The organism is Micromonospora sp. WMMD1274, assembly GCF_049179035.1.
Taxonomy (GTDB): domain Bacteria; phylum Actinomycetota; class Actinomycetes; order Mycobacteriales; family Micromonosporaceae; genus Micromonospora; species Micromonospora tulbaghiae.
Genome location: NZ_JBMHMG010000001.1, coordinates 1,280,195 through 1,298,742 on the forward strand (window position 1 = coordinate 1,280,195; position 18,548 = coordinate 1,298,742).

Below are 18,548 nucleotides of genomic sequence, written 5' to 3' on the forward strand. Positions count from 1 at the left end.
CGATGCTCCGGCGTGCGGTGTCCGGTTCCCCGGAGCGGCAGTCACCTTCCGGCCGTGACATTTGTCAGGCGGTCACACCGCCGACAGCGGACGCCCGGGCTGTCCGCTCAGGCTGTCGCGCCGCCGTCGACCGCGATCGACGCACCGGTGATGTGCCGTCCGCCGGCGCCCACCAGGTGACTGACAGTCGCCGCCACGTCTTCCGGTTCCGCGTACCGGCCGAGGGCGATGTGCGACCGCTGCCCGTCCGCGCCCGCGCTGTCCGCCGGGTTCATGTCGGTGTCGGTCGAGCCGGGCAGGATCAGGTTGACGGTGATCCCACGCGGACCGAGTTCGCGGGCGAGCGCCCGGGTCAGCCCGTTCACGGCGCTCTTGGTCATCGCGTACGCGCTCACCCCGGGAGCCGGGACACGACTGGCGAAGCTGCTGCCGATGTTGACGATCCGCCCACCCGCACCCATGTGGCGCACCGCCGCCTGGGTGGCGAGGTAGACCCCGCGCACGTTCACCGCGATCGCCCGGTCCAGGGCGTCGAGGCTGACCGACTCGATCGGCCCACCCGCGAACACCCCGGCGTTGTTGACCAGGATGTCCAACCGCCCCAACTCGGCGACGGTCCGCTCCACGGCGCCGACCACGGCCGCCGCGTCGGTACTGTCCGCATTGATCGCCAGGCCGGTCCGGCCGTACGCCTCGATCTCGGCCACCACGGACTTCGCGCTGTCCTCCGCGGTGCGGTAGGTGAACGCGACGTGGAAGCCGTCCTCGGCCAGCCGGCGCACGACGGCGGCGCCGATGCCCCGACTCCCGCCCGTCACCAGGGCAACCCTGTCGGCAAGTCTGACCGTCATGTCGTCATCCTGACAGTCGACTCAGGACGCTGATCATCCGGGTTGCCCCGTCCATTTGCTGTCCGTTCAATCGGACAGGATTGCCGGCACCCAGTCCGGGTACGCGCGGGCCGTCCAGCGGCGAAACGGGGAGACTAGACATGAGCGCACCGACGGGACGGGTCGACACGATCGTGCTCATCCACGGCCTCTGGATGACCTCACGAAGTTGGGAGCACTGGGCCGAACGGTACGCCGCGCGCGGCTTCCAGGTGCTCACGCCCGCCTGGCCCGGAATGGACCGCGAGGTGGAGGAACTGCGGGCCGACCCGGCGCCGATCGCCGCGCAGCGCATCGCCGACATCGCCGACCACTACGAGGCGGTCATCAGGGGCCTGCCGCGTCCGCCGATCATCATGGGCCACTCGTTCGGCGGCCTGGTCGCCCAGTTGCTGCTGGACCGGCGCCTCGGCGCCGCAGTGGTCGCCGTGCACCCCGCGCCGGTACGGGGCGTGCTCAAGCTGCCGCCCAGCACGCTGCGTTCCGGGTATTCGATCCTGCACAACCCGGCCAACCGGCACCGCGCGGTGCCGTTCACCCCGGAGGACTTCCGGTACGCCTTCGGCAACACCATCAGCCAGGAGCAGTCCGACGCCGCCTGGGAGCGCTACGCCGTACCGGGCGCCGGGCACGTGCTGTTCGAGGCCGCGTTCGCCAACCTGGACCCGAACTCGGCCACCGAGATCGACAAGAAGCGCAGCGACCGCGCCCCGCTGCTGATCACCGCGGGCGGCGAGGACCACGTGGTGCCGGCGACCCTCGCCAGCAGCATCGCCAACCTCTACCGGAGTTCGACGGCGCTCACCGGCTACCGGGAGTTCCCGGGCCGGTCGCACTTCGTCGGCGGCGAACCGGGCTGGGAGGAGGAGGCGGACTTCGCGCTGGAGTGGGCGGTCGAGGCGGCGAACGAGTTCTCGCCAACGGTGGTCGCCGAGGCCCCTCGACGGCGCTGACCCCGGCCTACTCCCAGGAGTCGGAGATGTCGAGTACCTCGAGGTCGGGTGGGGCCGCCGCCGCCACCGTCTCGGCGTCCCGTGTCACCAGGTAGCAGCGGTAGAGCACGGCGGTGGCGACCGCGTGGGCCACGTCGAGCGGCACCTTGCGACTCGCCGCGATCCGGGCCACCCGACGGCTGGTCGGGCCGTCGTAGACCGCGACCCGGATGTCCCGGTCCGTGTCGAGGAGCAGATCGAGCAGATCGGCGGCCGGTGTGCCCGCTACCTGAAGCTGCGCCTGCCCCAGACAGAGCGCCGGGATCCACACCTCCTGCTCGGGATCCTCCTGCGCGAGGGTCAGCAGCGCACCCGGCTCGACGCTGTCCCCCGCGGCGTACGCGAGCAGTGCGGACGTGTCCAGGACGAGCCCGTTCACGCGGCGGCCGCCCCGTCGCCGTCCCCGAACTGGCGCAGCCACTCCATGTTCCGGTCGTGCTGCTCGTCGGTGATCGGCGGCTGTTGGGCCAGCCTCCGGCGGGCCCGCTCGACGTCCTCGTCGGTCACCACGTAGCCGTGCTCGGCCCATCGGGCACGTAGGCCGTCCGCCCGCATCTTGCGCCGGAGCACGTCGGCGATGAAGCCGGACGTCGTCCCCTGCGACCGCTCGACGTACTCGGCCACGTCGTCGGGCAGGCTGATCGTGATGCGCCGCGTCATACTCTCACCATAGCTCGCGCATACTCCGCTTCGGGTACGGCACGCGGGCGTCGTCCGGCCCTGGTGTGCGGGTGGGTCCGCCGGGTATGACGGGAACATGAGGGCGAGTTTCCGTCTGGGTCGAATCGCCGGCGTACCGGTCGGCGTCAACTGGAGTGTCCTGGTCATCTTCGTGCTGATCGCGTGGGCGCTGTCGGCGAGCCTGTTCCCCGCCTCGTACCCCGGTCACTCCCCCGTCGCCTACTTCGCGGCCGGCCTGGCCGCCGCCGTGGTCTTCTTCCTCGGCCTGCTCGCCCACGAGGTGGCGCACGCGGTGGTCGCCAAGCGCAACGGCATCGAGGTCGAGGGCATCACGCTGTGGCTGTTCGGCGGCGTCGCCGAGCTGAAGGGCGAGGCGAAGGACCCGGGCGCGGAGCTGCGGATCGCCGGGGTCGGGCCGCTGGTCAGCCTGATCATCGGGCTGGTCTTCGCCGCGATCGCGGTGGTGGTGGCCGTGACCTACGGCGACGGGCTGCTGCTGGGCGCGCTGTCCTGGCTGGCCGGCATCAACGTGCTGCTGGCGATCTTCAACGTGCTGCCGGCCGCCCCGCTGGACGGCGGGCGGCTGCTGCGCGCGGCGGTCTGGAAGTTCACCGGCGACCGCACGAAGGCGTCGGTGGTGGCGGCGCGTGCGGGGTGGGTGCTCGGCGTCGTGCTGATCGGGCTGGGGCTGTGGCGGTTCTTCACCGGCGCCGGCTTCGGCGGGCTCTGGCTGGCGCTGATCGGCTGGTTCCTGCTGGGCGCCGCCGGCCAGGAGGAACGCGCCGCACGGATGGGCGACGCGCTGCGCGGCATCCGGGTGGGCGACGTGATGACGCCGCAGCCGCAGACCGCGTCCGGCGACCTCACTGTGGCCGACTTCGTCGACCACTACCTCTTCGCGTACCGGCACTCCGCGCTCCCACTGACCGTCGACGGCAGGCCGGTCGGCCTGGTCACGCTCGATCGGGTACGCGGCATCGCGGCGGACCGCCGCGCGTCGACCACGCTGGCCGAGGTGTCCTGCCGGGCGGACGAACTGGTGCTCGCCCGCCCGGAGGAGCAGCTCACCGACCTGCTGCCCCGGCTCAACGAGTGCACCGACGGCCGGGCGCTCGTGGTGGTCGGCGACCAGCTGGTCGGCATCGTCTCGCCCAGCGACATCAGCCGGGCGGTGCAGCGCGGCAGCCTGCGTCAGCAGGTGCCGGCCGGGCGCTGAGTCAGCCCCGAGAAAGCTGGGTCAGGCCGCTGGGGAAGCTGAGTCAGTCCCGGGGGAAGTAGCGGTCCATCTCGGTGGTGCGGAACTTCCCCTTTGGGTCGAACTCGCGCAGCAGCGCGGCGAAGTCGGCGTGCCGGGGGTACGCGTCGGCGGGATCGCGCTCGAACAGCTTGCCCCAGTGCGGGCGCGGCGCGAACGGGGCCAGCCGCTCCTCCACCTCGGCCAGCACCGGCGCGACAGCCACCGGGTCACCGATCCAGGTGAAGTGCAGCGCCAGCGAGTCGCGCCGGTAGTTCGGGCTCAGCCACAGCTCGTCGGCGGCGATCGTCCGCAGCTCGCAGATCTGGAGTACGGCGGCGATCCGGTCGGCGACCGGGTCGAGCGCGGCGAGCGCCGCCGCCGCGTCGTCCCGGGCCACGTGCCACTCGGACTGCAACTCGTCGCCGCTGCTCGGGGTGAAGCCGAGCCGGAAGTGCGGCAGCCGCTCGTGCCACGGCCCCGGCTCACCGAGCTGCGCGGTGCAGTGCTCCGGCGACATGCCGGGCACCGGGTGCCGGGGCGAGTCGGCGGCCACCGTGTCCAGCCAGTCGGCGGGCGGCGGCGCCTGGTCGACGTACTGCTTCACCCACACCTGGTCGAAGCGCTCCGAACGCCACGAGGTGAAGACGCTGACGCTGTACGCGGCGTCGAGCGCCTCGTCCAGCGCCGCGCGGGGCAGGCCGAGCCGGACGTGCTGGCGCACCGCGTACGTGGGCACCACGTCGAGCGTGAGCCGGGTGACCACACCCAGCGCGCCCAGGTTGACCACCAGCCCGGCGAACCGCGGGTCGGCCCGGTCGACGGTGATCAGGTCGCCGTCGGCGGTGACCAGTTCCAGCGCGGCGACGGCGGCGGCCAGGTTGCGGTTCCGCACGCCGGAGCCGTGGGTGGCGGTGGCGACCGAGCCGGCCACCGAGATGTGCGGCAGCGAGGCGAGGTTCGCCAGCGCGTACCCCTGAGCCTGGAGCGCGGTGGCCAGGTCGCCGTAGCGGACGCCGGCCGCGACGGTGACGGTGCCGCGGTCCGGGTCGAGCGCGACGGTGGGCGGCAGGCCGTCCAGCGCGACCTGGACGCCGGTGGTGTCGCCGAGCCGGTTGAACGAGTGGCCGGTGCCGACGGCCCGGACCAGGTCGGCCTCCGCGACCAGCCGGCGCAGCTCGTCGGTCGAGGTCGGCCGCGATCGGGTACGCGCCGACCAGCTGACGTTTCCGGCCCAGTTGGTGTCCGTCATGCGCTGCATCATGCGCCATCATGCGCCGGCAGGGTTGCCTCGGCCACTCGGCGGGAATCCTGGCGGGATGAGCAGCTACCGCGACCCGAGCCTCCGCGGCGACGTGTACCCGTCGGAGGAGGAGATCGACCCGACCGGCGTGGACCCCGATGCTGCGGATATGCCGCCTGCCGCTGTGGGGGTGGCATCCGCCGCTGTGGGGCGGACGCCCGCCGCGACCGCTCCGGTGCCGGGGCCCACGCCCGAGCCCGAGCCGGACCCGGTGCCCCGTCCGGGACCGCCGCCGCGCCAGGTGTCGGGCCGGTCGATCGTGACCCGGCACCTGGACGGTTCCGTCGAGGTGGTGACCGACCTCGACGGCGACGGCGTGGCCGACGTGGTGCAGGTCGACCTGGACGGCGACGGGGTGCCCGACGTGACATACCTGGACAGCGACCGCGACGGCCGCCTCGACACCGTCCGCCGCGCCACAGCGAGCTGACCCGTCCGCCGCCCACGCGTACCGCCGAGGATGGCCCGGCGAACGGGTACAGCTTCCGCGGGGGCGCCCACCCCGTTGATCATGCAGTTACTGCCCCGACAAGAGCCGTAAATCCGGCACCGAAAGGGCCGCAACTGCAAGATCGCGGGTTTGTGGGGTGGTGCGGGACGGGCGGCGGGCAGGGGCCGGGTCAGAGCTGGGGCATCACCTCGGCGGCCACCAGCTCCAGGTGGTCCAGGTCGGCCAGGTCCAGCACCTGGAGGTAGGCCCGGGAGCTGCCGGCCTCGGCGTACCGGCCGAGCGTCTCGACCACCTCGGCGGGCGTGCCGGCGGCGCCGTTCGCGCGCAGCTCGTCGGGCTCGCGGCCGATCGCCTCGGCGCGGCGCTTCACCTCGGCCTCGTTGCGGCCGCAGCAGAGCACGAGCGCGTTGGACCAGGTCATAGTGGACGGGTCGCGGTCGATCTCGGCGCAGGCGTCGCGTACCCGCCCGAACTGCGCCACGGTGTCCTCGACCGAGGCGAACGGCAGGTTGAACTCGTCGGCGTACCGGGCGGCGAGGCGGGGCGTGCGCTTCGGGCCCATGCCGCCGAGCAGGATCGGCGGGCGGGGGCGCTGCACCGGCTTGGGGAGCGCGGGCGAGTCGCTGACCGGGTAGTACGTGCCGGGGAAGTCGAACGTGGAGCCGGCCGGGGTGGACCAGAGGCCGGTGATGACGGCGAGCTGCTCCTCCAGCCGGTCGAACCGCTCCCCCAGCGCCGGGAACGGGATGCCGTACGCGGAGTGCTCCTCGGCGTACCAGCCGGTGCCGATGCCCAGCTCGACCCGGCCGCCGCTCATCTGGTCGACCTGCGCCACTGTGATCGCCAGCGGGCCGGGCAGCCGGAACGTGGCGGCGGTCATCAGCGTGCCGAGCCGGATCCGGGTGGTGTCGCGGGCCAGGCCGGCGAGCGTGGTCCACGCGTCGGTCGGGCCGGGGTCGCCGCTCACCGAACCCATCTTGAGGTAGTGGTCGGAGCGGAAGAACGCGGCGAAGCCGGTCTCCTCCGCGCGGCGGGCCACGGCGAGGAGCTGGTCGTATGTGGCGCCCTGCTGGGGCTCGGTGAAGATCCGCAGTTCCATCCCCCGAGCATATGGAGCCCGCCGGGCCGGGGCAGCGCGACCTGTCATTCCTTGCCAGGCATATAACCGGTGAGGCATATTGCGAGGGTGACCGTGGACGCCTTCACCGTGCTGGCTGAGCCCTCCCGCCGCCGCATCCTGGACCGGCTGCGCCGGGCGGAGAGCAGCGTGGGCGAGCTGGTGGACGCGTTGGGCATGAGCCAGCCGGCGGTCTCCAAGCACCTGCGGGTGCTCCGCGACGCCGGCCTGGTCACCTGCCGCACGGCCGCGCAGCGGCGGATCTACCGGGTCGACGTGGCACCGCTACGAGCAGTGGACGACTGGCTCGGGCCGTACCGGTCGATGTGGACCGCGCACCTCGACGCCCTGGAACGCCATCTCGACAGTCAGGAGTGACAGATGGACCGCGACACGTTCCGTCCCGGCCCGCTCGCCCGGGTGGAGCTGACACCCGAGAACGAACTGGTCTTCGTCCGCGAGCTGCGGCACCCGCCGGAGACGGTGTGGACCGCGCTCACCGACCCGGATCAGCTCGCCGCGTGGGCGCCGTTCCTGGCCGACCGCGACCTGGGCCGTCCCGGTGCCGCCGTGCTCAGCACCGTCGACGGCGACCAGACCCACCCGGCGCCCGCCCGGGTGCTGCGCGCGGACCGGCCCCACCTGCTGGAGTACGCGTGGGGCGACGACCTGCTCCGCTGGGAGCTGACAGCGACCGGCGACGGCACCACGCTCACGCTGCGGCACCGGGTCGGCCGGCCCGACCTCGCACCGATGGCTGCTGCCGGCTGGCACCTCTGCCTCGACGTCGCCGCGCATCTGCTCGACGGCGACCCGGTCGGCCCGATCCGGGGCGCGGAGGCGAAGAACTTCGGCTGGGCGGAACTGCGCGACGCGTACGCCGAACGCCTGAACCGCGGCTGACGCCTGCAGTCACGCGGTCCGGCGGCGCAGCCACCCGGCGGCGCCGCCGACCAGCGTCGTCCCGATGGTCGTGCCGATGGCCACCAGCGCCGCCCCCACCGCCCACAGGCCGGTGTCGTCGGTCGAGGCGGCGTGCACCGCCCACGGGACGGTGAACGCCACTGTCATCACCGTTGCCACCAGCCAGATGTTCAGCCACCAGCCGCCGACCGCGGCCAGCGCGGCCAGGCTCAGCACCGCGGCGGCGACCTGCCAGACCGCGTACGGCCCGCTCATGTCGCCGGTCTGCGGGTCCACGGTCCAGCCGGACTCCCAGCTCAGCCAGGCCACCCAGGCACCGGCCGTGGCCAGCGCCAGGAGCAGACCGCCGAGCAGCGTACGTCTCGTCGTCACGCCTCCGATCCTGCCCGGCCGGCGGCCTGGGCGAATGAGCACGCGTACTCGATTCCGCCGCCGCGCACACGGCGGTGTGCGCGGCGTGTGCGCCCGGTGCCAGCGACCCCGGCCATCGTCGGCGTCATGAGTTACGCATTCGAGGCAGAGGGCCTGGTCAAGCGGTTCGGTACGACGACCGCGCTGGCCGGGATCGACCTCGCCGCACGCCGGGGGACCGTGCTGGGGGTGCTGGGGCCCAACGGCGCCGGCAAGACCACAGCGGTGCGGATCCTCGCCACACTGTTGCGCCCGGACGAGGGGCGCGCCACCGTCGGCGGCCACGACGTGGTCACCGACGCCGCCCGGGTACGCCGGCTGATCGGGCTGACCGGCCAGTACGCCTCGGTCGACGAGGACCTGACCGGCACGCAGAACCTGGTGCTGATCGGCCGGCTGCTCGACCTGAACCGCCGCGAGGCGCGGGCGCGGGCGGCGGAGCTGCTCGCCTGGTTCGGCCTGACCGACGCGGCCGGGCGCCCGGCCAAGACGTACTCCGGTGGCATGCGCCGCCGCCTCGACCTGGCCGCGAGCCTGGTCGGCCGGCCGGAGGTGATCTACCTGGACGAGCCGACGACCGGCCTGGACCCGGCCAAGCGGGAGGAGATGTGGGGCGTGGTCCGCTCGCTGGTCGACGACGGGTCGACGGTGCTGCTGACCACGCAGTACCTGGACGAGGCCGACGCGCTCGCCGACGAGATCTCGGTGATCGACCACGGCCGGGTGATCGCGCACGGTACGCCCGGCGAGCTGAAGCGGATCGCCGGCAGTCAGACGATCGTGGTCCGGCCGACCGATCCGGGCCGGATCGGCGCGGTCGCCGAGATCCTGCGCGCCAGTACCGGGGCGGATCCGGAGCTGCCCCGGCCGGGCCTGCTCACCGTGCCGGTGGACAGCGACGCCACGTTCACCACTGTGGTCCGCCGGCTCGACGACGCCGGCATCGGGGTGGTGGAGCTGGCGCTGCGGCTGCCCAGCCTCGACGAGGTGTTCTTCACGTTGACCGGCCACGGCGCCGAGGAGCCCACGGAGGTGGCGGCATGACCACGACCACTCGTACGGCGGCGGCGACGCCGTCCCGGGCCGGCACCGCCCACGCCGCCGGCCGTCCGTTCGGCATGGCCCGGCACAGTCTCGCGCTGGCCGGCCGCAGCCTGATCAAGACGATCCGGACCCCGGAGCAACTGCTCGACGTCACGCTCCAGCCGATCGTCTTCGTGCTGATCTTCGTCTACCTGCTCGGCGGCGCGGTCGCCGGCTCGCAGCACGAGTACCTCCAGTTCCTGCTGCCCGCGATCATGGTGCAGACCGTGCTGTTCGCGTCCATCGCGACAGGCGTCAGCCTCAACACCGACGTCGAGAAGGGCGTCTTCGACAGGTTCCGCAGCCTGCCGATCGCCCGGTCCGCGCCGCTCGTCGGCTCGGTGGTCGGCGACCTGGTCCGGTTCGTGGTCTCCATCGTGGTGCTGCTGGGATTCGGGTACGCGCTCGGTTTCCGGATCGGCACCGACCCGCTGTCCGCGCTCGCCGCCTGCCTGCTGACCATCGCGTTCGCGTTCGCGGTGAGCTGGATCGGCGTGCTGCTCGGGGTGCTGATGCGCAGCCCGGGCGCGGTGCAGGGCACGGCGTTCCTGCTGCTGTTCCCGCTGACCTTCGGCACCAACATGATGGTGCCGACGGACACGCTGCCCGGCTGGTTGCAGTGGTGGGTCGGGGTCAACCCGGTGGCCGACGTGATGGAGGCGGCCCGGGGCCTGATGGTCGGTGGCCCGGTGGCCGGGCCGGTGACCCGGTCGCTGCTCTGGACCGTGGCGATCATCGCGGTCTTCGCGCCGCTCGCGGTCCGCGCCTACCGCCGCCGGGCGTGACCCGCCCGCGCCGCGCCTGACCGCGCGGCACGCCGGTCACCGAGCCGGGTCGCCGCCCACGAACGCGAGGGCGTCGGCCCGGCTCAGGCCGTTACCCCGGGCGTACGCGGCGGCGTAGCCCTCCTCGCCCAGCTCGGCGCGCAGCCGCTCGGCGAGCCGCTGCGCGTCCGGGTTGGACCGGTCGGGCCGGCCGCGCAGCGAGTCCGAGACGCCGAGCAGTTCGGCGGCCCGCTCGTACCGGCCCTCCGCAGCGGCCAGCGCCACCCAGCCGACAGTGACGCTCGCGACCACCGGCATGTCCCGGGCGGCGAGGGCCCGCGTGGTCGCCTCGTCGAGGTGCCGGCGCGCACCCGGCAGGTCGCCGCGGGCCAGCGCCAGATGGCCCATCTCGGCCAGCAGCAGGCCACGGAACTGCGGGGCGACGAGCGGCGTCTCGGCCTGCCGGCGCATCGCCTCGGCGAGACACTCCTCGGCTTCGTCCAGCGAGCCGTCGGAGCGGGCGATGCTGCCGAGCATCATCAGCCCGAACGCGCCGTCCCGACCGTCCCGGTCGGTCACGAAGCGGCGCAGTTCGGCCTTGGCGCCGGCCACGTCGCCGGAGCGGGCGCGGATGGCGGCGAGCCAGATCAGTTGGAAGCCCGGCTCGGAGGCCGGGTTGAGTTCCCGGGCCAGCCGCACCGACTCCTCCAGCGCCGCGGTCGCCGCGTCGAAGTCGCCGCGTTTGGTGAGCGCGTCCGCGTACTCGCTGAGCACGTGCGACAGGCTCATCCGCTCACCGACCGCGCGCAGCTCCGCGGCGGCGTCGGTGAGGTCGCGCAGCATGCCCTCGGCGTCGCCGTCGTTCTCCTTGAACTTGCCGCGTATCCCCAGCAGCGTGCCGTCGGTCCACGGGTCGGGGTGTCCGCGCGCCCGGTCGATCGCCGCGATCCCGGCCGCCGTGTCGTCGCCGAAGATCGACAGCATCGGCGCCAGCAGTCCCACGATCGGGTGCTTGGTCCCCTCCGCCGCCCGCAGGGTCGTGGTCAGCTCGGCGATCTGCTCCGGCGTCGGCCCCTGCTCGCCGCGTGCCAGCTCGGAACCGATCCGGATGGCGAGCACCACCGCCCGCTCCTCCGCCGGGGCCGGGCCGGGCAGCGCCAGCGCCCGGGCCAGCACGTCACCGCCGATGCCACCGTCGTCGCCCCAGATCACCAGCGGCAACGCCAGCCCCGCGCCGATCCGCAGCGCGGTGTCGGCGTCACCGGCGTCGCAGGCGTAGTGCAGCGCGCCGACGACGTTCTCCCGTTCCGCCTCCAGCAGCCGCAGCCACGGCAGTTGACCGGCGGTCCGCAGGTGCGGCTCCGCGGTCCGGACCAGCTCCCGGAAGTACGCCGCGTGCGCGGCGCGCGCATCGGCCACCGCTCCGGCGGCGGCGAGCCGTTCCAGCCCGTACTCCCGGATGGTCTCCAGCATCCGGAACCGCCCGTCGCCGACCACCTGGAGCAGCGACTTGTCGACGAGCGCGTCGAGCAGCGCGGCGGCGGCCGGGCCGGCGACGCCGGCCGCCGAGTCGGCGGTGACCGACGCCGGGAAGACCGCGAGCCGTTCCGCGAGCCGTCGCTCGTCGTCGGTGAGCAGCCCCCAGCTCCAGTCCACCACCGCCCGCAGCGTCCGGTGCCGGGGCAGCGCGGTGCGGCTGCCGCCGGTCAACAGCCGGAACCGGTCGTCCAGCCCGGCCGCGACCTGCCGCGGCGACAGCGTCCGCAGCCGCGCCGCGGCGAGTTCGATGGCCAGCGGCAGGCCGTCGAGCCGCCGGCAGATCTCCACCACGGCCGCCACGTTGTCGCCGGTCACCGCGAACCCGGCCCGCACGGCCGCGGCCCGGTCGCGCAGCAACTGCACCGACGGGTACGCGAGCGCGTCGCCCGGCGTCGCGTCCGCCGGTGGCAGACGCAACGGCGGTACGGGCTCCAGCACCTCACCGACGATGCCCAGCGGCTCCCGGGAGGTGGCCAGCACGCGCAGTCCCGGGCAGTGCCCGAGCAGTTCCTCGGCGAGCCGGGCGGCGGCCTCGACGACGTGTTCGCAGTTGTCCAGCACGATCAGCGTCTCGTCGGTGGCGATCGTCTCCACCAGGCGGCCGAGCGTGTCGCGGGCCGGTGGGCGTACCGGTTCCAGCGTCCGGTCCCGGCGGCCAAGCGTGTCGAGCACGGCCCGGGGCACGTCCGCCGGGTCGGTGATCGGGGCCAGCTCGACCAGCCACGCCCCGCCGGGTACGCCGTCCGCCAGCCGGCTCGCCGCGACGCTCGCCAGCCGTGTCTTGCCCGCTCCGCCCGGCCCGAGCAGGGTCACCAGCCGGTTGGCGGCGAGCAGCCCGGTGAGCCGGGCCAGGTCCTCGTCGCGCCCGACGAACGTGGTGAGCGCCGACCGCAGGTTGCCCCGCCGCGCGGGCGCCGGCTGCTGCGGGACCGCCTCGCCGCGCAGCAGTTCCAGGTGCGCGGCCCGCAGCTGCGGCGACGGGTCCACACCCAGCTCGTCGGCGAGCCGCTGCCGGATCCGCTCGTACGCGGCTAGCGCCTCGGCGGGCCGCCCGGCCGCGGCGAGCGTGCGCAGGTGCAGTTCGGCCAGCCGCTCCCGCAGCGGATGCGCGGCGGTCAGCTCCCCCAGCTCGGCGACGATCAGCTCGGGCCGCCCGGTCCGCAGCTCCGCCTCGATCCGGTCCTCCTGCGCGGTGAGCCGCAGCTCCGCCAGCCGCGCCACCGCTGCCGCCGCGTACGGCGCGTCGGCGACCTCGGCCAGCGCCGGCCCGCGCCACAGCGCGAGCGCGTCGCGCAACGCCGTCCGCGCCGTCGCCGCGTCCCCCTCGCGCAGCGCCGCCCGCCCCTGCCGGGCCAGCCGCTCGAACCGCCCGGCGTCGACGTCGTCCGGGTCGAGGTCGAGCCGGTAGCCGGCCGGGCTGCTGCGTACGCCGAGCCCGGGCACCGCCCGGCGCAGCCGGGACACGAGCGTCTGCACCGCGTTGGCGGTGTCGGTCGGCGGCTCGTCACCCCAGAGCGCCTCGGCCAGCGCCGGGACGCTCACCGGCCGGCCCGGGTCCAGGGCGAGGCGGATCAGCAGGGCCCGCAGCCGCGCCCCGGCGACGTCGACCGGCCGATCGCCGTCGCGGACCTCAAGCGGCCCGAGGATCCCCACCCGCACCGTGCCACTCTCTCATCCCCCGTCGACCCGAAGGTGGCAAGATCGCGGGCGTGACGAGTGTGTCCCGCCCGCTGCCACGGCTCGTGCCGGCCGAGGCGTTCGCGGGCGTCCCCGCCGACCGGCTCCTGGCGGTGCTGGAGGCGGTCACGATGGTCCTCACGCTCCCCCACCGCGCCGCCGAGCGGGTGGACGCGCTCGTGGTGCCCACCGGCCAGGGCGAGGACTGGCGCCTCACCGAGGCGATCCGCGCCTGGGAGACCGGCCCGGCACTGCGGCACCTGCTGGTGGCGAACACCGATTCGGCCGAACGGACCTACCGCCCGCTCACGCTGGACCGGTTGCGCGGGCTCGGGCTGCGCCGGACCGACGGAGTCGTGCTCCAGGCCGAGCCGGTCACCGGCACCGGACGGCAGGCCGCGTGGATCGTGGAGCAGGTTCGGGCGCTGGGCGTCGGCAGCGTCGCGGTCGTTGTCTCGCCGTACCACCTGGTCCGGGTCTACCTCACCGTGCTGCGGGCCTGCGACGACGCCGGCCTGCGGATCCCGATGGTCCCGCTGCCCGTGGCTGTCGCACCGGACGCTCCGGTGCCGGAGACCGGCGTGGCCGGGTACGACCTCGTGGCCGGCGAGGTCAGCCGACTGCTTCGCTATCCCGGCCAGGGTTGGATCGCCACCCCGGAACGGCTGCGGGACTACCTGCGCTGGCTCTGGTCCGAGCACCGCCTTCTGCTCACCGGCGCCTGACGGTCGGCCCCTGACCTTCAGTCGGCGCCGAACACGTCGTCGAGCACAAGCCTTGCGCGGCCCGGCACCTCTTCCTCGGGAAAGATCTCAGCGCACAGATCGAGCACCTGCTCGGCACTCGTCAGCCCGAGATGATCAATGAGGAAGCGGATGTCTTCGGCGTCCCGCCGCCGAGCCGCGAGCACCTTCATGGCCAGCAGATGCTCCGGAGACGCAGCGGCGACCCGAAGGCCCGGGTGGTCGAAGACACGTGGAGCGGATGCGTCACCGCCAGGAGCGACATAGGCGCTCGCCTGTTCGTTGAGCCACCAGTGCGGAAGACCGAGTTCGTTCGCGACGGCTCGGGCCTCGTCGAGTACCACCCCGTGCGGCTGGAAGACCGCGTCGATGTCACGCGTCGACCGCCGCGCGTCGTAGGCCAAGGCCATCGCCGCGCCGCCGAAGATGTAGAGGTCCGCGATCACCCCCCGCTTCGCGAGCCGGTCGCCCAACCTGCGGAAGGCGTCCTCGATCGCGGCGCGATCCAGAAGGGGATCTTCCGGCCTCATGCCACATCCAGCTCATGTGCGGAGACGTAGACGCCCCGGCGACGGAACGCCGCCGGGGCGTGAACGACCGCATCCACTCGAGCGGCTCTGGTGTTGAACGGGAACCAGAACCGCCGTAGCGACCGTGTCTCGACCCACCGCGGCGCGCCGCGCCCGTCCTTCGCGCTCAGATGCTCGACCAGCGCTGCAAGGAACACGTCCCAGTGCTCGTCTCCGGTGGGTGCCGGCTCCTCCTGCAACAACCGCATGCGGGTCTCGCGCGGCTCCCAGCGGAACTCCTCCAGGAACTCCGCCACCAACCGCCAACGCCGGCTGTCGTCCGCCTGGACGAGCAATGCGCCCAGCCGCGCCACCGTCAACGGCTCGTAGCTCGCAGCATGCTTCCCCACCCAGCCGACGCTAGTACACGCAAGGGACCACGGCGGAAACGGCGCGACGACGGCGAACCACCCAGAGGCATCGGGCCGAGCGTTCACGCGTCCGGGATTCGGACCGTGAGCACCCGGGTGAGGACGCGGAACCCGGCCGCGTCGTACATCCGGCGGGCCGGGTTGCCGTCGACCACTGACAGGCCGACCGACGGCAGGCCCGCCTCCCGCGCGCCGCGCAACGCGTGGACGAGCAGCGCCCGGCCGAACCCGCGGCGCTGTGCGCGGGGCGCGACGCCCAGATTCAGGATCCAGACGCAGTCGTCGTCGGTCCACGGCACCGGCCCGGCGCACAGCACGTGCCCGGCGCTGCGGCCGTCCGGGTCGACCAGCCGGGCCGAGGCGGGCACCAGGGGCGGAACCGGCTCGCCGGTGTCGAACATCGCCCGTACCTCCCGGGTGTCGCTGGGCTGCCAGCGGCCGTCCGGGTGGTCCGGGCCGTAGGCCGCGTCCAGCCCTGCGGCGAGGTCTTCGTCCCAGCCGGGTGCGCCGAGCGACCAGCCGTCCGGCAGCGCCACCGGTTCGGGCACGTCGGTCAGGTCGTGCCGCATGTCCGTGGCGGCCCGGCTCAGCTCCAGCCCGTCGGCCACCAGTGCCGCCGCCAGCGCCTCGTCCGGCGTCTCCAGCCGGTGCCCGGCGAGATCGCGCCGTACCTGCGCGACGAGCCGGGTGAGCGGCGCCTCGGGCAGCGCCCGGACGTCGGCCGCGACCGCCGTGCCGTCGTCGTCCCGCAGCCGCATCCGGGCCAGCGGCGTGTCGTCATCCCCGAGCAGCAGCGAGTCGTGGAGGTGCTGTCGTACCGGCATTCGCGGCAGCGTACCGGGCGCGCCCCGCTCCCGCTCCCCGTCGATCTTGGAGTTGTGGGGCCCGAATCGCCCTTCTCAGCCGCATTCATTCACGACCACAACTCCAAGATCGACGAGGGGCACCCGCGGGCGGGAGGGCGCGGGCCTAGGGTTTGGGGGGTGAGCAGGATCGATCGGGGCAGCAGGACGATCGCCGCGCCGCCGGCGGCGGTGTACGACGCGCTCGTGGACCGGGGCGCCCTGGAGGCGTGGTTGCCGCCGGACGGGATGCGCGGGCGGATCGAACGGTGGGATCCGCGCCCGGGTGGCGGGTTCCGGATGGTGCTCACCTATCTCGACCCGGCCGGCAACCCCGGCAAGACGTCGGACGCCACCGACGTGGTCGACGTCGGGTTCGCCGAACTCGTACCGGCGCACCGGGTCGTGCAGACCGCCGTGTTCCAGGCCGACGACCCCGCGTACGCCGGCACCATGACCATGACCTGGCACCTCGCGGCGGCCGGCGACGGCACCGAGGTGACGGTCACCGCCACCGGCGTGCCGCCGGGCATCGACCAGGCGGTGCACGAGGAGGGCATCGCGTCCTCGCTGGCGCACCTGGCCGCGTACCTCGAATCGGGCGGCTGACCACGACGGACGCCGGGATTGGCGGCGGGTTTTGCGGGTAGCCGCCGGCGGTGACCGGGCAGCGGGAGGGTCGCGGCGGCCGGCGGGGGTCGTCGCGGCGCGCCGGCCTGGACGCGGAACGGTTCGACGAGGCGTGGGAACGCGTGAACGAGCGCGGCCGGGCCGCCGGGCGAGACCGGATGCAACAGCTGCGGATCAAGTCCGTACTCGCCGTGCAGGCCGGGCTGGCGGCGGCGCTGGCCTGGGCCGTCGCCCGCTGGCTCACCGGCATGCCGAGCCCGATCTTCGCCCCGGCCGCCGCGGTCGCGGTGATCACCTCGTCGTTCGGGCGGCGCCTCTCCAACACCGTCGAACTGCTCGCCGGGGTGACGCTCGGCATCATCGTGTCGGACCTGCTGATCGGGGCCGTCGGCGCCGGCGTGTGGCAGACCGGCGTCATCGTCGCGGCGTCCGTCCTGGTCGCGCTGGCATTGAGTACGCGGGGCGGGATCGTGGGCAACGCCAGCGGTACGGCGGTGCTGCTCGGCGCGCTCTCCTCCTCCCGGCACACGCTGGAGTTCCCCCGCTTCGTCGACGCGCTGATCGGCGGCGGCGTGGGACTGGTGGTGACGTTGCTGCTGGTGCCGATCAACCCGCTGCGGGTCGTGCGGCGGGTGGCAGCGCCGACGCTGCGGCAGCTCGCCGGCCAGCTCGCGGCGACCGCTGCCGCGCTGCGGCGACGGGACCACGACCTGGCCGACCAGGCGTTGAGCCGGTCGCAGGCGATCGGCGCGGACCTGGGCCGGTTCTGGGACGTCTTCGGCGGCGCGAAGGAGACGGTCGACCTCGCCCCGGCGCGCTGGCCGAGACGGCGTTCGGTTCGGCACTACCAGCTCGGCGCACCGGACGTGGACCAGGCGGTCTGGAACACCCGCGTGCTGGCGCGGCGGGCCGTCGTGCTGATCGAGGACGGGGAGCCGATCCCGGAGAGCCTGCCCGACGCCGTGGAGGCGCTCAGTGCGGCGGTGAACGCCGTACAGGAGGAGGTTCTCGCGGACCAGGGCCCGGAGGACGCGCGCCGCCACGCGCTGCGTGCGGTGGCGGCGGCGACGCGCGCGGAGCTGGCCGGGACCGGGCTGTCCGGCACGGTGATCGTGGGGCAGGTCCGGACCGCCGCGAGCGACATCCTCCAGGCGACCGGGATGGACCGGGAGGAGGCGCTGCGGCGCATCCGGGAGGTGGCCGCCGCGCAGTCGTGACCCGGTTCAGCCGTCCCCGCGGACGCGGGCGTGCAGGTGCATGTCGTGCCGCCCGTCGTCGTGCACGGCCGCGCTGCGCTTCGTGCCCTCCAGCCGGTACCCGGCCTTGACCGCCACCCGGCACGACGCGACGTTGCGGGTGGAGTGGTCCAGCCAGAGCCGATGCAGCCGGCCCTCGCCGAGTGCCCACGCGCTCAGCGCCCGCAACGCCCCGGAGGCCACTCCCGTGCCGCGGGCGGCCGGAACCACCCAGTACGCGCACCCGGCCTCGCCGTCGTCGAGGTTGAAGCCGCCCAACGCCATGCGGCCCACCACCGCGCCGTCGCGCGTCACCGCCCAGCTCGCGCCCGTCTCCTCCTGCCACGATCGACGGGAGTGGGCGAACCACTGGAGGACGTGCTCCGGCGACGCGGGCCGGCGGGTGTGCCAGCGGCGGATCTCCGGATCCTGGTACGCGGCCAGCACAGCCGGTGCGTCCCCGTCCTCCCAGGGACGCAGGACCAGGCCGTCGGTCGTGGACAGCGTGGGTTGCGGGCCGGTGGTGAGCGTGCCGGCGGGAACGGCGGATGGCGTCGACAGCGGAAAGCTCATGCCAGACTCTCCATCGCCATCCGCCCTTGGTGTCAAGTGACCTGGTGTCGCTAGTGTGCGAGCCATGGCGGTGACCGCGGCGGGCGTCTTCCGGCGTACGCCACGGGAACGGGCCGACCAGCGACTCGCGTGGGAGCGCGCCGACCAGCCGTTCTTCGCCGCCGGGGCCTGCCACATCCTGGCCTGGGTGTGCCGGGACACCTACCCGGACCGGCCGATCGGCGTCGCGGGGCTGCGGTTCACGGGCCAGAACCAGGTCTTCCACGTGTACGCGACCTGGGCGGGCTGGGCGTTCGACCACGCCGGGTGGAACCGGGAGGCGGACCTGCTCGCCGCCAACCGGGAGTTCGAACGGCGCCCACTGGACCGGATCGCGATCGTCGACGACCTCGCCACGTTCTGCCAGGTCAGGCATCACCGCATGCCGCACCGGTACTGGGGTGATCCGCTCCCCCGCGCCCGCGACTACGTGAACCGGCATCCCCCGCCGTGGGAGTGACGCCGTCCTCCGGCACCGTC

Annotated in this window: 22 protein-coding genes; 11 read left to right on the top strand and 11 right to left on the bottom strand. The window is 73.9% G+C overall.

The window, feature by feature from the left end:
* Positions 1–107: 107 nt before the first annotated feature.
* A complete protein-coding gene (locus ACN27D_RS05455; RefSeq protein ID WP_421498660.1) occupies positions 108–851 on the bottom strand; it encodes an SDR family NAD(P)-dependent oxidoreductase in 744 nt (247 codons plus the stop codon).
* A gap of 140 nt (positions 852–991) precedes the next feature.
* Here ACN27D_RS05455 and ACN27D_RS05460 point away from each other — a divergent pair, with 140 nt between their 5' ends.
* Positions 992–1,843, top strand: coding sequence for an alpha/beta hydrolase (locus tag ACN27D_RS05460; protein WP_421498661.1), 852 nt, complete (start codon positions 992–994; stop codon positions 1,841–1,843).
* Positions 1,844–1,850: 7 nt separating this feature from the next.
* Here the strand turns inward: ACN27D_RS05460 and ACN27D_RS05465 are convergent, their stop codons facing one another.
* The gene (locus tag ACN27D_RS05465; RefSeq protein ID WP_121685562.1) at positions 1,851–2,261 is read right to left on the bottom strand and encodes a PIN domain-containing protein; all 411 of its coding nucleotides are present in this window, start codon (positions 2,259–2,261) and stop codon (positions 1,851–1,853) included.
* A complete protein-coding gene (locus tag ACN27D_RS05470; protein WP_121685563.1) occupies positions 2,258–2,542 on the bottom strand; it encodes a hypothetical protein in 285 nt (94 codons plus the stop codon). Before ACN27D_RS05470 ends, ACN27D_RS05465 begins: the two co-directional genes overlap by 4 nt.
* 97 nt (positions 2,543–2,639) lie before the next feature.
* Here ACN27D_RS05470 and ACN27D_RS05475 point away from each other — a divergent pair, with 97 nt between their 5' ends.
* Positions 2,640–3,779 (top strand): site-2 protease family protein, encoded by a 1,140-nt coding sequence (locus tag ACN27D_RS05475; RefSeq protein WP_421498662.1) that lies wholly within the window; start codon positions 2,640–2,642, stop codon positions 3,777–3,779.
* 43 nt (positions 3,780–3,822) lie between these two features.
* On the opposite strand, the gene ACN27D_RS05480 is transcribed toward ACN27D_RS05475, so the two are convergent.
* Positions 3,823–5,049, bottom strand: a complete 1,227-nt coding sequence (locus ACN27D_RS05480) for an FAD-binding protein (protein ID WP_421498663.1) — start codon at positions 5,047–5,049, stop codon at positions 3,823–3,825.
* A gap of 67 nt (positions 5,050–5,116) precedes the next feature.
* On the opposite strand from ACN27D_RS05480, the gene ACN27D_RS05485 reads away from it, so the two are divergent.
* Complete coding sequence (locus tag ACN27D_RS05485) at positions 5,117–5,530, top strand: hypothetical protein (protein ID WP_421498664.1); 414 nt, start codon at positions 5,117–5,119, stop codon at positions 5,528–5,530.
* Between the two features lie 190 nt (positions 5,531–5,720).
* Here the strand turns inward: ACN27D_RS05485 and ACN27D_RS05490 are convergent, their stop codons facing one another.
* Positions 5,721–6,650: an LLM class F420-dependent oxidoreductase gene (locus ACN27D_RS05490; RefSeq protein ID WP_421498665.1), complete on the bottom strand. Its 930-nt coding sequence runs from the start codon at positions 6,648–6,650 to the stop codon at positions 5,721–5,723.
* 87 nt (positions 6,651–6,737) lie between these two features.
* Here ACN27D_RS05490 and ACN27D_RS05495 point away from each other — a divergent pair, with 87 nt between their 5' ends.
* Both ACN27D_RS05495 and ACN27D_RS05500 read left to right on the top strand, forming a co-directional pair.
* Positions 6,738–7,046 (top strand): ArsR/SmtB family transcription factor, encoded by a 309-nt coding sequence (locus tag ACN27D_RS05495; RefSeq protein ID WP_013475589.1) that lies wholly within the window; start codon positions 6,738–6,740, stop codon positions 7,044–7,046.
* Between the two features lie 3 nt (positions 7,047–7,049).
* Entirely contained in the window at positions 7,050–7,571 is a 522-nt protein-coding gene (locus tag ACN27D_RS05500; RefSeq protein ID WP_421498666.1) for an SRPBCC family protein, read from the top strand.
* 9 nt (positions 7,572–7,580) lie between these two features.
* On the opposite strand, the gene ACN27D_RS05505 is transcribed toward ACN27D_RS05500, so the two are convergent.
* Positions 7,581–7,964 carry a hypothetical protein gene (locus tag ACN27D_RS05505; RefSeq protein ID WP_120568582.1) on the bottom strand — a complete coding sequence of 128 codons (384 nt, stop codon included), beginning with the start codon at positions 7,962–7,964 and terminating at the stop codon, positions 7,581–7,583.
* Between the two features lie 126 nt (positions 7,965–8,090).
* Between ACN27D_RS05505 and ACN27D_RS05510 the strand changes: the two genes are divergently transcribed.
* Positions 8,091–9,047 carry an ATP-binding cassette domain-containing protein gene (locus tag ACN27D_RS05510; protein ID WP_282310829.1) on the top strand — a complete coding sequence of 319 codons (957 nt, stop codon included), beginning with the start codon at positions 8,091–8,093 and terminating at the stop codon, positions 9,045–9,047.
* Positions 9,044–9,871 carry an ABC transporter permease gene (locus ACN27D_RS05515; RefSeq protein ID WP_120568580.1) on the top strand — a complete coding sequence of 276 codons (828 nt, stop codon included), beginning with the start codon at positions 9,044–9,046 and terminating at the stop codon, positions 9,869–9,871. Before ACN27D_RS05510 ends, ACN27D_RS05515 begins: the two co-directional genes overlap by 4 nt.
* 36 nt (positions 9,872–9,907) lie before the next feature.
* On the opposite strand, the gene ACN27D_RS05520 is transcribed toward ACN27D_RS05515, so the two are convergent.
* Complete coding sequence (locus tag ACN27D_RS05520; RefSeq protein ID WP_421498667.1) at positions 9,908–13,048, bottom strand: BTAD domain-containing putative transcriptional regulator; 3,141 nt, start codon at positions 13,046–13,048, stop codon at positions 9,908–9,910.
* A 50-nt stretch (positions 13,049–13,098) separates the two neighbouring features.
* On the opposite strand from ACN27D_RS05520, the gene ACN27D_RS05525 reads away from it, so the two are divergent.
* Positions 13,099–13,791, top strand: coding sequence for a hypothetical protein (locus tag ACN27D_RS05525; RefSeq protein WP_421498668.1), 693 nt, complete (start codon positions 13,099–13,101; stop codon positions 13,789–13,791).
* 17 nt (positions 13,792–13,808) lie between these two features.
* Here the strand turns inward: ACN27D_RS05525 and ACN27D_RS05530 are convergent, their stop codons facing one another.
* The 3 genes from ACN27D_RS05530 to ACN27D_RS05540 form a co-directional block, all read right to left on the bottom strand.
* On the bottom strand, positions 13,809–14,339 hold the full coding sequence (locus ACN27D_RS05530) for a DUF6036 family nucleotidyltransferase (RefSeq protein ID WP_091421506.1): 531 nt from the start codon (positions 14,337–14,339) through the stop codon (positions 13,809–13,811).
* Positions 14,336–14,728: a hypothetical protein gene (locus ACN27D_RS05535; protein ID WP_091421509.1), complete on the bottom strand. Its 393-nt coding sequence runs from the start codon at positions 14,726–14,728 to the stop codon at positions 14,336–14,338. The genes ACN27D_RS05530 and ACN27D_RS05535 overlap by 4 nt, the downstream gene beginning before the upstream one ends.
* An 83-nt stretch (positions 14,729–14,811) precedes the next feature.
* Positions 14,812–15,573 (bottom strand): GNAT family N-acetyltransferase, encoded by a 762-nt coding sequence (locus tag ACN27D_RS05540; protein WP_421498669.1) that lies wholly within the window; start codon positions 15,571–15,573, stop codon positions 14,812–14,814.
* A gap of 159 nt (positions 15,574–15,732) precedes the next feature.
* Here ACN27D_RS05540 and ACN27D_RS05545 point away from each other — a divergent pair, with 159 nt between their 5' ends.
* Positions 15,733–16,200: an SRPBCC family protein gene (locus ACN27D_RS05545; protein WP_121685572.1), complete on the top strand. Its 468-nt coding sequence runs from the start codon at positions 15,733–15,735 to the stop codon at positions 16,198–16,200.
* 50 nt (positions 16,201–16,250) lie between these two features.
* Positions 16,251–17,438, top strand: a complete 1,188-nt coding sequence (locus ACN27D_RS05550) for an FUSC family protein (protein WP_121685573.1) — start codon at positions 16,251–16,253, stop codon at positions 17,436–17,438.
* A gap of 6 nt (positions 17,439–17,444) precedes the next feature.
* Here ACN27D_RS05550 and ACN27D_RS05555 read toward each other — a convergent pair whose 3' ends face one another.
* On the bottom strand, positions 17,445–18,029 hold the full coding sequence (locus tag ACN27D_RS05555; protein WP_358172366.1) for a GNAT family N-acetyltransferase: 585 nt from the start codon (positions 18,027–18,029) through the stop codon (positions 17,445–17,447).
* 64 nt (positions 18,030–18,093) lie between these two features.
* Here ACN27D_RS05555 and ACN27D_RS05560 point away from each other — a divergent pair, with 64 nt between their 5' ends.
* The gene (locus ACN27D_RS05560) at positions 18,094–18,528 is read left to right on the top strand and encodes a hypothetical protein (RefSeq protein WP_421498670.1); all 435 of its coding nucleotides are present in this window, start codon (positions 18,094–18,096) and stop codon (positions 18,526–18,528) included.
* The last annotated feature ends 20 nt before the right edge of the window (positions 18,529–18,548 follow it).

Excerpts from the sequence above, each read along its gene's own strand:
- ACN27D_RS05470 (WP_121685563.1), bottom strand. The coding sequence starts at position 2,542 with ATGACGCGGCGCATCACGATCAGCCTGCCCGACGACGTGGCCGAGTAC.
- ACN27D_RS05475 (WP_421498662.1), top strand. The coding sequence starts at position 2,640 with ATGAGGGCGAGTTTCCGTCTGGGTCGAATCGCCGGCGTACCGGTCGGC.
- ACN27D_RS05555 (WP_358172366.1), bottom strand. The coding sequence starts at position 18,029 with ATGAGCTTTCCGCTGTCGACGCCATCCGCCGTTCCCGCCGGCACGCTC.
- ACN27D_RS05485 (WP_421498664.1), top strand. The coding sequence starts at position 5,117 with ATGAGCAGCTACCGCGACCCGAGCCTCCGCGGCGACGTGTACCCGTCG.
- ACN27D_RS05560 (WP_421498670.1), top strand. The coding sequence starts at position 18,094 with ATGGCGGTGACCGCGGCGGGCGTCTTCCGGCGTACGCCACGGGAACGG.
- ACN27D_RS05530 (WP_091421506.1), bottom strand. The coding sequence starts at position 14,339 with ATGAGGCCGGAAGATCCCCTTCTGGATCGCGCCGCGATCGAGGACGCC.
- ACN27D_RS05480 (WP_421498663.1), bottom strand. The coding sequence starts at position 5,049 with ATGACGGACACCAACTGGGCCGGAAACGTCAGCTGGTCGGCGCGTACC.
- ACN27D_RS05460 (WP_421498661.1), top strand. The coding sequence starts at position 992 with ATGAGCGCACCGACGGGACGGGTCGACACGATCGTGCTCATCCACGGC.
- ACN27D_RS05490 (WP_421498665.1), bottom strand. The coding sequence starts at position 6,650 with ATGGAACTGCGGATCTTCACCGAGCCCCAGCAGGGCGCCACATACGAC.
- ACN27D_RS05515 (WP_120568580.1), top strand. The coding sequence starts at position 9,044 with ATGACCACGACCACTCGTACGGCGGCGGCGACGCCGTCCCGGGCCGGC.
- ACN27D_RS05455 (WP_421498660.1), bottom strand. The coding sequence starts at position 851 with ATGACGGTCAGACTTGCCGACAGGGTTGCCCTGGTGACGGGCGGGAGT.
- ACN27D_RS05500 (WP_421498666.1), top strand. The coding sequence starts at position 7,050 with ATGGACCGCGACACGTTCCGTCCCGGCCCGCTCGCCCGGGTGGAGCTG.
- ACN27D_RS05540 (WP_421498669.1), bottom strand. The coding sequence starts at position 15,573 with ATGCCGGTACGACAGCACCTCCACGACTCGCTGCTGCTCGGGGATGAC.
- ACN27D_RS05510 (WP_282310829.1), top strand. The coding sequence starts at position 8,091 with ATGAGTTACGCATTCGAGGCAGAGGGCCTGGTCAAGCGGTTCGGTACG.